The organism is Massilia sp. Soil_C_3 (assembly GCF_057657035.1).
Window position 1 is genome coordinate 424,628 of the sequence record NZ_JBDGJG010000001.1, and the last position, 13,416, is coordinate 438,043.

The 13,416-nt window shown below is 66.5% G+C and carries 8 protein-coding genes; 7 read left to right on the forward strand and 1 reads right to left on the reverse strand.

Annotated elements, in window-relative coordinates:
* Positions 1–120: 120 nt before the first annotated feature.
* Complete coding sequence (locus tag AC3A6F_RS01950) at positions 121–2,493, reverse strand: S9 family peptidase (RefSeq protein WP_487678284.1); 2,373 nt, start codon at positions 2,491–2,493, stop codon at positions 121–123.
* A gap of 664 nt (positions 2,494–3,157) precedes the next feature.
* Here AC3A6F_RS01950 and AC3A6F_RS01955 point away from each other — a divergent pair.
* From AC3A6F_RS01955 to AC3A6F_RS01985, 7 genes are all read left to right on the forward strand, one after another.
* Entirely contained in the window at positions 3,158–3,802 is a 645-nt protein-coding gene (locus AC3A6F_RS01955) for an ANTAR domain-containing response regulator (RefSeq protein WP_109344840.1), read from the forward strand.
* A 35-nt stretch (positions 3,803–3,837) separates the two neighbouring features.
* Positions 3,838–5,007, forward strand: a complete 1,170-nt coding sequence (locus tag AC3A6F_RS01960) for a CmpA/NrtA family ABC transporter substrate-binding protein (RefSeq protein WP_487678285.1) — start codon at positions 3,838–3,840, stop codon at positions 5,005–5,007.
* Between the two features lie 260 nt (positions 5,008–5,267).
* Positions 5,268–6,566, forward strand: a complete 1,299-nt coding sequence (locus AC3A6F_RS01965) for an MFS transporter (RefSeq protein WP_487678286.1) — start codon at positions 5,268–5,270, stop codon at positions 6,564–6,566.
* 13 nt (positions 6,567–6,579) lie between these two features.
* A complete protein-coding gene (gene nirB / locus AC3A6F_RS01970; protein WP_487678287.1) occupies positions 6,580–9,120 on the forward strand; it encodes a nitrite reductase large subunit NirB in 2,541 nt (846 codons plus the stop codon).
* A 24-nt stretch (positions 9,121–9,144) separates the two neighbouring features.
* Positions 9,145–9,492 (forward strand): nitrite reductase small subunit NirD, encoded by a 348-nt coding sequence (gene nirD / locus AC3A6F_RS01975; protein ID WP_487678288.1) that lies wholly within the window; start codon positions 9,145–9,147, stop codon positions 9,490–9,492.
* Positions 9,489–10,706: an NAD(P)/FAD-dependent oxidoreductase gene (locus tag AC3A6F_RS01980; RefSeq protein WP_487678289.1), complete on the forward strand. Its 1,218-nt coding sequence runs from the start codon at positions 9,489–9,491 to the stop codon at positions 10,704–10,706. The genes nirD and AC3A6F_RS01980 overlap by 4 nt, the downstream gene beginning before the upstream one ends.
* 13 nt (positions 10,707–10,719) lie before the next feature.
* Positions 10,720–13,410: a molybdopterin-dependent oxidoreductase gene (locus AC3A6F_RS01985; RefSeq protein ID WP_487678290.1), complete on the forward strand. Its 2,691-nt coding sequence runs from the start codon at positions 10,720–10,722 to the stop codon at positions 13,408–13,410.
* Positions 13,411–13,416: the final 6 nt, after the last annotated feature.

Genomic DNA, 13,416 nt, shown 5'->3' on the forward strand with positions numbered 1-13,416 from the left:
ATGTCGTTCCCGCTGAGGCGGGAACCTAAGTTTCCAAGCGCGCCACCGAGGTCGATCGAAGTGGCTGCGCGAAAGACTTAGGTTCCCGCCTGCGCGGGAACGACGTGATGAGGCGGCAGATTACTTCTGCTTGAGCGAACGCTCGAACAGCTCATGAATCCGGCGGTACTGGTCATACCACGCCTCCGGCTGCACATAGCCGTGGCGCTCGAGCGGATAGCTCGCCAGCTCCCACTTGTCCTTCTTCATCTCGATCAGGCGCTGCGCCATGCGCACCGAGTCCTGGTAGAACACGTTATCGTCGATCATGCCGTGCGAGATCAAGAGGTGGCCCTTCAGGTTCTGCGCATACTCGATCGGCGACGACTTCTTGTATGCCTCGGGATCGATGTCCGGGGTGTTCAGGATGTTGGCGGTGTACTCGTGGTTGTAGGTGGTCCAGTCGGTCACCGGGCGCAGTGCGGCGCCGGCCTTGAAGGTGTCCGGTGCGCGCATCAGGGCCATGAAGGTCATGAAGCCGCCGTAGCTGCCGCCATAGATGCCGACGTTGGCGGCGTCGCCCTGGTGCTGATTGACCATGTACTTGACGCCGTCGACGTAGTCTTCCAGCTCGGGATGGCCCATCTGGCGATAGATCGCGGTGCGCCACTTGCTGCCGTAGCCTTTCGAGGCGCGGAAGTCCATGTCGAGCACCACGTAGCCGTTCTGCACCAGCAGGTTGTGGAACATCTGCTCGCGGAAGTAGTTCGGATAGCGCTTGCTGACGTTCTGCAGGTAGCCGGCGCCGTGCACGAACATCACGACCGGATACTTCTTGCCCGGCTCGAGCTGGGCCGGACGATACAGCTTGGCCCAGACCGGATCGCCGCCGGCGCTGGAAGGCACGGCCACGTACTGCGGCTCGATCCACTCGCGTGACTTGAATTCCGGAGTGCGGGTGTCGGTCAGCTTGCTCGCTTCGCCGCCCGAGACCGGCACGGTCGCGATCTGGATCGGGGTGTAGCTGGACGACCAGTGCACCAGCAGCTTCTTCTCGTCCGGCGACAGGGCGAACTTTTCGACGCCATCGAGCCTGGTCACTTCGCGTACGTTGCCACCATTGGCGTTCACGGCGCACACTTCGTAGTCGCCCGGGGTCTCGCGGTTGCACAGCATATAGGCGGTGTTGCCGTCATAGGTCCAGCGCACGTCGCTGGCTTCCCACTTGCCGGTGGTCAGGGCGCGCGGCGCGGCGGCGCTGGCGCTATCCTTGGTGTACAGGTGCGAGTAGCCGCTTTCTTCCGACAGGTACCACAGCGTGCGGTTGTCCGGCAGCCAGCCGAATTCGGCGTTGTCGTAGTTGACCCACGCGCCGTCGGTCAGGCGGTGCAGGGGTTTCAGGGTCGCGGCGCCCAGGTCGACGCTGGCGATCCAGCGGTCCTTGTTGTCCACCGCGCGCAGCATGACGGCGACGTTGGCGCCGTTGGCGCTCCAGTCGATCGCGTTGCGGCCGCCCGAGACCACCACCGGACGGTTGCCCTTCAGTGGATCTTTTTTAGCGGCGGCGCGCAGCTCGGCCAGCGGGTCGGTGGTGATGCCCGGCAGGGCGTCGAAGGCGATGTCCTGCACCTTATTGGTGCGCAGATCAACCAGCTTCAGTGCATGCGGCACCGGCATGTTGCGGCCGACGCGGGTGCGCACGTCTTCGGTCTCCTCGAAGCCCGACTCGTTCACGTAGCGCGGCATCTTGCCGGCGCGGCCCTTGTCGGCGCCTTTGGCGGCGGTGACCACCAGCAGCCAGCGGCCGTCGGGCGACAGCGAGCTGCCTTCGATGGTGACCTTGTCGCCCAGGTAGATCTGGTTCGGCGCCATCGAGGCGTCGGCGCGGCGCAGTTCATCGGTGCGCTCGCGCAGGGCATCGCGGTCATCCTTCTGGCGCTTGAGATGCTCGATCAGGCGCAGCTCGGTCGAACGGTAGGGATCTTCCTCGGGTGCGTTCGGGTCCTTGGCGGCGCGCGGCAGTGCGGCCGGGCCGGTGACACGGCTGGTGCGGTCCCACACATACCAGTCGTTGCCGATGCGGTACTGGACCGCGCGTTCGTCCGCCGTGTACTGGGCGGCGGTGATGCGGATGGCGCCGCGCGTGACCTGGACCAGCTGGCCCGACTTGAGGTCGCGCTCGAACAGGTCGTTGTTGCGCAGGACCAGCATGCGGCTGTTGTTGCGGTTGTAGACGACGTCGGCGCTGTCGACCTTCGGCAGCTCGGCGTCTTTTACCAGCTGGGCCTTGCCGGCCGCGACCTGGAACACGTCGCGTACCGGCGAGCCGGTGCGCTTCTGCTTGTAGTACACCTGCTTGCCGTCCCAGCTGAACCAGGCGTCTTCCACCGGGGTGCCGATCCAGTCTGGATGGCTCATGGCCTGGTCGAGGGTGATTGGAGTGGATGCCGCCGCCGGCAGCGCGATCAGTGCGGCGAAGGAGGCCGCAAACAGGGTAAGTGCAGGTGTTCGCATGTAGAGTCTGATGAGTGAAGAAGTGGCTTGGTTGCCAGTAATGCTCGCGAGAAATGCGCATGCATTCTAGCGCAGGCACCCATCAGGTCTGCGGAATGTGACAGGTTTTTTTTGCTGTAAAGACAAGCGCCGGCGGTACGTAAGTACGGCCGACGCTGGATTTGGAGCGGGTATCGCGGCGCTGGTGCGCCGCAATGAGGCCCTGTATTACATGGCCTTGAACGGGCCTTTTGGCGGACGCGGCAGGAACATGGAGACGCGCGCGGCCACGGCGACGACGGCCAGGGCGATGGTGATATATTCGAGCGGGTGCATATTAACCCCGCACTGCTGGAGCGTAGCCGCCGTGGGCGACGTACAGTTCTTGCGAGAAGCTGCGGATGGCCGAGATGGCTGCCGCGAAGAAGCTGGTGCGTTGGATAGCTGCAGTCATGATAGTTCCCCTGAGATAAATACTTCGATGTTGCGTTGCAGTATAGGGGTGTCTCCATCATAAACAAACTTTAGATTTGTGATTCCAGCGATTCGTTTTGTGAATGGTTGTTAAGTTGCTCTCATGCAAGATATTCGAAATACGTATACCCTGAGCATCGGGCTTTGCATAAGAAGGGCTAGGGCATTCGTTATCGGCAACGCTGGTGCGAATCTTGCATATCGTTGGTACATGAAATCGCGAGACAGTGCTTCACCACACCTGCGGATCGTCGTCGTGCTTTCCGCCACAGCGCCCGGCACCGACCCGGATGCCGCCCAGGCTGCGCAGACCCGGCGCAGCACGGCGCTGCGCATCGGCCTGCTCGAATCGGGCTACGACCTGATCGCCTCGCTGCCGGCCGACGTCTTCCTGCCCGAGCGCATCGCCCAGCTGCAGCCCGACCTGATCATCGCCGACAGCGAGTCCGACGCGCGCGACGTGCTCGAGCACATCGTGATCGCCACCCGCGACGCGCGGCGCCCGATCGTCCTGTTCACCGAGGACGATGCGCCGGCCAGCATGGATGCGGCGATGGATGCCGGCGTCTCGGCCTATATCGTGGCCGGCCTGCAGGCCGAGCGCGTCAAGCCGGTGCTGGACGTGGCGCTGGCGCGCTTCCGGCGCGAGCAGAAGCTGCTCGATGAGCTGAGCGACACGCGCCAGAAGCTCGCGGAGCGCAAGACCGTCGACCGTGCCAAGGGCCTGCTCATGAACCGCTACAGCCTGACCGAGGAGCAGGCCTACCAGCGCCTGCGCACCCTGGCGATGAACAAGAACCTGAAGCTGGCGGAAGTCGCGCAGCGCCTGATCGACGTGGAAGACCTGCTGGGCTAGGCCACGCTGATTCCATATACAAGACAAGGAGACGTATGACATTGGCAGGCAGAGGCGCCTGGATCGCCGGCACCGACCGCCCCGAGATCGAGACCGTCCGCATCGGCTTCATGCCGCTGGCCGATTGCGCGCCGCTGGTGATGGCGTCGGTGCTCGGCTTCGACGAACAGTACGGGGTGCGCTTCGAGCTCACCCGCGAGCTGTCCTGGACCGCCATGCGCGACCGCCTGATCGGCCAGCAGCTCGACGCGGCCCATGCGCTGTACGGGATGGTCTATGGCATCCAGAACGGCATCGGCACCCAGCAGTGCGATATGGCTGTGTTGATGAACCTGCACCAGAACGGCCAGAACATCACGGTCTCGCGCGCGCTCGCCAACGCCGCCCTCGATCCCGGCATGCTCAGGCGCGAGGTGGACCAGAAAGGGCGCAAGCTCACCCTGGCCCACACCTTCCCGACCGGGAACCACGCGATGTTCCTGTATTACTGGCTGGCCGCGCACGGCATCGATCCGCTCGTTGACTGTCAGGCGGTGACGGTGCCCCCGGGGCAGATGGCGGCCAGCCTGGCGGCCGGCCATATGGATGGCTTCTGCGCCGGCGAGCCATGGGGCCAGCGCGCGCAGCGCGACGGCGCCGGGGTCCAGGCCGCATCGAGCGAACAGATATGGCCGAACCATCCGGGCAAGGCGCTCGGCACGCGCGCCGACTTCGCCGCCAGCCACCCCAATACCTGCCGCGCCATGATCTCCGCGTTACTGGAGGCGGCGCGCTGGCTCGATGCCTCGCGCACCAACCGCGAAGCCGCGGCCGAGGTGCTGGCCAGTCCCGCCTACGTCAATGCCAGCCGCGAGACGCTGCAGTTCTGCCTGGCCGGCAGCCATATCGACGAGCACCGGGAAGGCGGCGGCTGGCGCGGCCACAACGGCCTGCGCTTCCATGCCGACGGCGAGGCCAACTTCCCGTGGCTATCGGACGGCATGTGGTTCATGACCCAGCACCGGCGCTGGGGCCTGCTGCGCGAAGCGCCGGCCTACCTGGCGCTGGCGGCCCAGGTCAACCGCATCGACCTGTATCGCGAGGCGGCCGAACGCACCGGCACCATGCTGCCCAGCTCCCCGATGCGCAGTTCGACCCTGTTGGGCGGCCGGGTATGGGACGGCAGCGACCCGCAAGCATGGGCCGGCGCACCATCCGGATCTTGAACGCGGTGCGTGCAGGTGCATCATCGTGGGGAGCGATGCACCGCAATGCAGCATCCGGATCCGCCCGGATTGCGTACGCCCCCCTGAAGCCCCGGTGGCACGCCTCTTGCTCATACCAATGACAGGATCAATGGCGATTCTTCTCACGAACATTTTCACTTAGCTGGCCCAACGCGGGGACGGCAACAGGACAACGGCGTCCGCAGCTACTGCCCCCGGCAGCAAGCGCGGACGCCTTTTCGTTTTTCAAAGGAAGAACAATGGCCAGCAAAGCGGACAGCATCAAGCTCTTTTCCTTCCAGGGCGCGCCTATGCGCGCCTTCCACCTGACCTGGGTCGCCTTCTTCATCTGCTTCTTCGCCTGGTTCGCCTGCGCGCCGCTGATGCCGGTCATCAAGGGCGAGTTCGGGCTCTCTATGGAGCAGATCGCCAACATCAATATCGCGGCGGTCGCGATCACCATCTTCGTGCGTCTGCTGGTCGGCCCGCTGTGCGACCGCTACGGCCCACGCAAGACGTACACCGGTTTGCTCCTCATCGGCGCGATTCCCGTGCTGGGCGTGGCGATGGCCCAGAGCTACGAGGCCTTCCTGCTGGCGCGCCTGGGCATCGGCGCGGTGGGCGCCAGCTTCGTCATCACCCAGTACCACACCTCCGTCATGTTCGGACCGAAGGTGGTCGGCACCGCCAACGCTGCGGCGGCCGGCTGGGGCAATGCCGGCGGCGGCGCCGCGCAGGCGCTCATGCCACTGATGCTGACCGCCATCGTAATGCTGGGCGTCAGCCAGTCGCTGAGCTGGCGCCTTGCGCTGGTGGTGCCTGGCGTGATGATGATCGTGATGGCCTTCTTCTACTGGCGCTACACGCAGGATTGCCCGGCCGGTAACTACGACGACTTGCGCAAGACCGGCCTGATGCCGGAGGGCGGCGGCAAGGGCGGCTGGGCGAGCTTCGTCGCCGGCTGCCGCAACTACCGCGCCTGGCTGCTGTTCGTTACCTACGGCGCCTGTTTCGGTATCGAGATCTTCATCCACAACATCGCCGCCGTGTATTACGTCGAGCACTTCGACCTGTCGCTGGCGCAGGCCGGCATGGCGGCCGGCAGCTTCGGCCTCTTGGCGCTGTTCGCCCGCGCGCTGGGCGGCTGGCTGTCAGACAAGGCTGCGCTCTCCGGTGACCTGAACCGCCGCGTGACCGTGCTGTTCGTGCTGATGATCGGCGAAGGCCTTGGCTTGCTGTGGTTCGCCCAGGCCGAGGGCGTCGTGTTCGCCGTGGTCGCGATGCTGGTGTTCGGCCTGTTCACCCACATGGCCTGCGGCGCCACCTATGCGCTGGTGCCGTTCATCGCGCCGAAGGCGCTGGGCGGTGTGGCCGGCATCGTCGGCGCCGGCGGCAACGTCGGCGCGGTGGCGGCCGGCTTCCTGATGAAGGGCACGGGCGACATCAAAGAGACGCTCACGATCCTGTCCGGCCTGGTGCTGGTCGCCAGCGTCTGCGCCATCGCAGCCCGATTCACCGCGACCGTCGCCGACAGCGCGCCGGCCGCAGCAGCAGCCTAACAGGGAGCAGCAAATGCATATCGTCGTCATCGGCCACGGCATGGTGGGCCACAAATTCCTCGAAACCCTGGCCGCCAGCGGCCGCCAAGATCTGCGCATCACGGTGCTGGGCGAAGAGCCGCGGCCGGCCTACGACCGCGTGCACCTGTCGGAATTCTTTGCCGGTAAAAGTGCGGACGACCTGTCCCTGGTCGAACCGGGCTTTTTTGACCGCGCGGATACTGAAATGAGCATGGTGCTGCGCCTGAATGCGAAGGTGGTCGGGATCGATCGCGCGGAGAAGAAGGTGACCCTGGCCGACGGTTCCTCCGTTGCTTACGATCGGCTTGTGCTGGCGACCGGCTCGTATCCTTTCGTGCCCCCGGTGCCGGGCGCCGATCGCAAGGACTGCTTCGTCTATCGCACCATCGAAGACCTGGAAGCGATGCAGGAATGCGGTGCACGCTCGAAGTCGGGCGTCGTGATCGGCGGCGGCCTGCTGGGCCTCGAATGCGCCAAGGCGCTGCGCGATCTGGGCCTGAACGCCCACGTGGTCGAATTCGCTCCGCGCCTGATGGCGGTACAGGTCGACGATTCCGGCGCGCGCGTGCTGCGCACCCGCATCGAGGAGCTGGGCGTCGGCGTCCATACGGGCAAGAACACGCTGGCCATCGTCGACGGCGAAGATACCACCCACCGCATGCAGTTCGCCGACGGCAGCCACCTGGACACCGACATGATCGTGTTCTCGGCCGGCATCCGCCCGCGCGACGAGCTGGCGCGCGCGTCCGGGCTGGAGATCGGCGCGCGTGGCGGCGTCGTGATCGACGACCGCTGCCAGACCTCGGACCCGCACGTCCTCGCCATCGGCGAATGCGCATGTTGGCGCGGCCAGCTGTATGGACTGGTCGCGCCGGGCTACGACATGGCGCGCACCGCGGCGCGGCATCTCTTGGGCACGGAATGCGGCTTTGTTGGCGCCGACATGAGCACCAAATTGAAACTGATGGGCGTGGACGTGGCCAGTATTGGCGACGCCCACGGCGCCACGCCGGGCAGCCGCAGCTATCAGTTCCTCGATGAACGTCGTCAAACCTACCGCAAGATCGTCGTCTCCAGCTGCGGCAAGTACCTGCTGGGGGGCGTGCTGGTGGGCGAGGCGTCCGCCTATGGCGCGCTGCTGCAGACGATGCTGAACAAGATCGAGCTGCCGGAAGCGCCGGAATACCTGATCCTGCCGGAGAGCGGTGGGGCGGCCCGTCCGGCGATCGGCGTCGACAAGCTGCCGGCCACGGCCCAGGTCTGCTCGTGCAACGACGTCAGCAAGGGCGCACTGTGCGAGGCGGTCGCCGGCGGCGCCACCACCATCGGCGCCCTCAAAAGCTGCACCTCCGCCGGCACCGCCTGCGGTGGCTGCGTTCCCTTGGTAACCCAAGTCCTCAATGCCGAGCTGAAAAAGCTGGGCGTGGCGGTCAACAACCACCTGTGCGAACACTTCCCGTACTCGCGCCAGGAGCTGTACCACCTGGTGCGGGTGGAAGGCATCAAGGACTTCGGCGAGCTGCTGGCGCGCCACGGCAAGGGCCTCGGTTGCGACGTCTGCAAGCCGACCGCCGCCAATATCCTGGCCTCGGTGTGGAACGATTTCGTGTTGAAACCGAAGCACGCCAGCCTGCAGGATTCGAACGACTACTTCCTCGGCAACATCCAGAAGGACGGGACGTATTCGGTGGTGCCGCGCATGCCGGGCGGCGAAGTCACGGCCGACGGCCTGATCGCGGTGGGGATGGTGGCCAAGAAGTACGGCCTGTACACCAAGATCACCGGCGGCCAGCGGGTCGACCTGTTCGGCGCCCGCGTGGACCAGCTGCCCGCGATCTGGGAAGAGCTGATCGCGGCCGGCTTCGAATCGGGCCACGCCTATGGCAAATCGCTGCGCACCGTGAAATCCTGCGTCGGCTCGACCTGGTGCCGCTTCGGCGTCGGCGACAGTGTCGGCTTCGCCATCGCGCTGGAGAATCGTTACAAAGGCTTGCGCGCGCCGCACAAGATCAAGTTCGGCGTCTCGGGCTGCACCCGCGAGTGCGCCGAGGCCCAGGGCAAGGACGTCGGCCTGATCGCCACCGACAAGGGCTGGAACCTGTACGTGTGCGGCAATGGCGGCATGAAGCCGCGCCACGCCGAACTGATCGCCTCGAACCTGTCCGAAGAAGAAGTGGTGCGCCTGACCGACCGTTTCCTGATGTTCTACGTGCGCACCGCCGAACGCCTGCAACGCACCAGTACCTGGCGCGAAAACCTGGAAGGCGGTCTCGATTACCTCAAGGCGGTGGTAATCGACGACAGCCTTGGCATCGCGCAGGAACTGGAAGCGCAGATGCAGCACGTGGTCGACACCTATGCCTGCGAATGGAAGGAAGCCGTCACCGATCCAGAGGTGCGCCGCCGCTTCCGCCACTTCGTCAACAGCACGCAGGTCGACGAGAACGTCGTGTTCGTACCCGAGCGTGGCCAGGTGCGTCCGGCCACCTTCGACGAACGTCGCCGCGTCATTCCCATCGCCACCGCAGCCTAATGCAGTCTTACCAGGAGAGCAGCCATGCACCGTGATCTTCAACTCGAACGCTGGGCCGTCGTCTGTACCCTGGACGACATCGTGCCCGATACCGGCGTGTGCGCCTTGCTGAACGGCCGCCAGGTGGCCGTGTTCCGCGTCGGCGGTGACGAACCGAGGGTGTTCGCCATCGATAACTACGATCCCAATTCGCAAGCCGCCGTGTTGTCGCGCGGGCTGGTGGGCAGCATCGGCGAGCGCATCGTGGTCGCGTCGCCGATCTACAAGCAGCATTTCGACCTGCAGAGCGGAGAATGCCTGGAGGCGCCGGCGCAATCGGTGGCCAGCTATCCGGCGCGGATCGACGGCGGGCAGGTCTGGGTCGCCGCATGAAGCCGTCTTTGGTCGTTGTCGGCAACGGCATGGCCGGCATGCGCACTGTCGAGGAGCTGCTGGCGCTGGCGCCCGACCTCTACGACATCACCGTGTTCGGCGCCGAGCCGCGCGTCAACTACAACCGCATCATGCTGTCGCCGGTGCTGGCCGGCGAGAAGACGGCGGACGAGATCGTGCTGCATCCGCGCAGCTGGTACGAGGAGCACGGCATCACGCTGCATGCGGGCGATCCGGTGGTGGCGATCGACCGCAAGCGGCGCATCGTGCGCGCGCGTTCGGGCAAGGAGGTGCAGTACGACCGCCTGCTGCTGGCGACCGGTTCGCAACCCTTCATCGTGCCGGTGCCAGGCGCCGAGCTGCCCGGTGTGGTGGGCTTTCGCGACCTGGACGACGTCGACACCATGCTGCAGGCCGCGCGCGACGGCAAGCACGCGGTGGTGATCGGCGGCGGACTGCTCGGGCTGGAAGCGGCCAATGGCCTGCTTCGGCGCGGCATGGACGTCACCGTGGTGCACCTGACCGGGAGCCTGCTCAACCAGCAGCTCGACGTCGACGCCTCGCTGCTGCTCAAGATCGCGCTGGAGGGCCGCGGCCTGCGCATCCTGCTGGGCGCCGAGACCGAGGCCATCCTCGGCAATGGCAAGGTGGAGGGCGTGCGCTTCAAGGACGGCAGCGAGGCGTCGGCCGACCTGGTGGTGATGGCGGCCGGCGTGCGTCCCAATGTGGCGCTGGCGCGCGCCGCCGGCCTGCACGTCGAGCGCGCCATCGTGGTCGACGACACCCTGCAGAGCTACGATCCGCGCGTGTACGCGGTGGGCGAATGCGTGCAGCACCGCAAGGCGACCTTTGGCCTGGTGGCGCCGATCTGGGACCAGGCGCGCGTGTGCGCGGCCCACCTGGCCGGCCTGGGCCATCGCCGCTACGTGCAGCAGGCCACGGCCACCAAATTGAAGGTCACCGGCATCGACCTGTATTCGGCTGGCGACATCGTCGGCGGCCCAGGCACGCAAGACCTGGTGCTGCGCGACCGCCGCGCCGGCATCTATAAGCGCCTGGTGCTCGAGGGGAATCGCATCACGGGCGCCGTGCTGTATGGCGACGTGCTCGACGGCCCCTGGTATTTCGACCTGATCCAGCGTGGAGCCGACGTGTCGGCGCTGCGCGATCGATTGTTGTTTGGGCCTGCAATGTGTGAAGCGCAGGCCGCGTAGAAGAGAGTCACTTATGTCACACATGCCGATCACGCTGCAAGAAGTCCGCACCACCTGTCCTTATTGCGGCGTCGGCTGCGGCGTGAAGGCCACGCCGCTGGGCGATGGCGGCGCGCTGATCGAGGGCGACGCCGATCATGTGGCCAGCCGCGGCCGCCTGTGCGTCAAGGGCTCGGCTCTGGGCGAGACGCTGGGCCTGGACGGGCGCCTGCTCTATCCATCCATGCGCCGCGACGGCGCCATGGCGCGCGCCAGCTGGGACGAGGCGCTGGACACCGTCGCCGACGGCTTCAAGCGCATCATCGCCGAGCATGGACCGGATGCGGTGGCGCTCTACGTCTCGGGCCAGATTCTCACCGAGGATTACTACGTCGCCAACAAGTTCATGAAGGGCTACGTCGGCAGCGCCAATATCGACACCAACTCGCGCCTGTGCATGTCGTCCGCCGTGGCCGGCCACAAGCGCGCCTTCGGCGAAGACGTGGTGCCGGGCTGCTACGAGGATTTCGAACTGGCTGACGCGATCGTGCTGGTCGGCTCAAATGCCGCCTGGTGCCATCCGACGCTGTTCCAGCGCATCGTCAAGGCGAAGGAGGCGCGGCCCGACCTGCAGATCGTCGTGCTCGACCCACGCCGCACGGCGACTTGCGAACTGGCCGACCTGCACCTGCCGCTCAAGCCGGGCAGCGACGTGCGGCTGTTCAACGGCCTGCTGGCCTATCTGGCGCGAGAGGGCGCGGTCGACCATGACTTCGTTGCGGCGCACACCCATGGGCTGGAGGCGGCGCTGGAAGTCGCCAGGGTGGATGGCGAGGTGGATGACGTGGCGCGCGACTGCGGCGTCGATCCGGCCCAGCTGCGCGCATTCTACGAACTGTTCGCGCGCACCGAAAAAGTGGTGACGGCGTTTTCGATGGGCGTCAACCAGTCCTCGAGCGGAACCGACAAGGTCAACGCCATCATCAACTGCCACCTGCTCACCGGCCGCATCGGCCGTCCCGGCATGGGCCCGTTCTCGCTCACCGGCCAGCCGAACGCGATGGGCGGACGCGAAGTGGGCGGCCTGGCGAATATGCTGGCGGCCCACCTCGACCTGGACAACGCCGGCCACCGCGAGGCCGTGCGCAGCTTCTGGGATGCGCCGCACATCGCCGACAAGCCGGGCCTGAAGGCGGTCGACCTGTTCCGCGCGGTGGAGGCGGGCAAGGTCAAGGCGGTCTGGATCATGGCCACCAATCCGGTGGTCAGCATGCCGGATGCCGACCAGGTGCGGCGCGCACTGGCCGCCTGCGAACTGGTGGTGGTGTCGGACGTGGTGGCGAACACCGACGTCGGGGCGTATGCGCACGTGGCGTTGCCGGCGCTGGCCTGGGGCGAGAAGGATGGCACGGTGACCAATTCCGAGCGCTGCATCTCCCGCCAGCGCGCCTTTTTGCCGGCGCCGGGCGAGGCGCGCGCCGACTGGCAGGCGCTGTGCGAGGTAGCCAGGCGCATGGGCTTTGCCAGCTTCGATTATGACGGCGCGCACGCGATCTTCGACGAGCACGCGCGGCTGTCGACCTGGAAGAATGGTGAAGAAGGCTATCGCCGTGCTTTCCGGCTCGATCCGCTGGTCGGCATGGACCGCGCGGCTTACGATGCGCTGGAGCCAGTGCAATGGCCACTGCGTGCGCCGACCGAAGGCACCGCACGCCTGTTCGGCGACGGCCGCTTCTCTCATCCCGATGGCAAGGCGCGCTTCGTCGCGACCACGCCGCGCGCGCCTGTGCACGCGCCGGGCCGCGAGTTCCCGCTGGTGCTCAACACCGGCCGCCTGCGCGACCAATGGCACACGATGACGCGCACCGGCAAGTCGCCGCGCCTGGCCGGCCATGCGGCGGAACCCTTCGTTGACCTGCATCCGCACGATGCGCTGCTGGCCGGCGTGCGTGAGGGAGAATTGGCTCGCGTGAGCTCGCAGTGGGGCGCGATGGTGGCGCGCGTGGCGCATGGCGGCGGCATCGCGCGCGGCGCGGTGTTCGTGCCGATCCACTGGAATGGGCAGACCGCATCCGATGCGCGCGTCGGTGCGCTGGTCAATCCCGAAGTCGATCCGGTGTCGGGCGAGCCTGAGTTCAAGCACACGCCGGTGCGGGTGGAGCCGTTCGGCGTGGCCTGGCATGGCTTCATCCTGAGCCGCACGGAATTGAACCTGGAGCGGGTGGCGCACTGGACGCGCGTGCGCGGCAGCGGCTTCTTGCGCTACGAGCTGGGTGGACGCGAGCCCGTATCGCCCGCGGTGGCGCGCGCGCTGCTCGGGGCGGATGAAGACGCCGACTGGATCGAATACGAGGACAAGTCGGAAGGCATGTTGCGGGCGGCGCTCGTGGTCGACGGGCGCCTGGAAGCCTGCCTGTTCGCGTCGCGCCGGCCCGATCTGCCGGCGCGCGCCTGGCTCGGCGGATTGTTCGCACAACCCGAATTGAGGGCACGCGAACGCGCGACCCTGCTGGCCGGCCGCGCGCCGACGCTGGGGCCGGACCCGGGGCCGACTGTCTGCTCCTGCTTCGGCGTCGGCCGCAACACGATCTGCGCGGCGATCGAGAAACAGGACCTGAAGTCGCCGGCCGAGGTGACGGCCTGCCTGCGGGCCGGCGGAAACTGCGGGTCGTGCCTGCCCGAGATCAGGTCGCTGTTGCAGGAGGTGCGGTCAGCCGTGGCGTGACCGGAT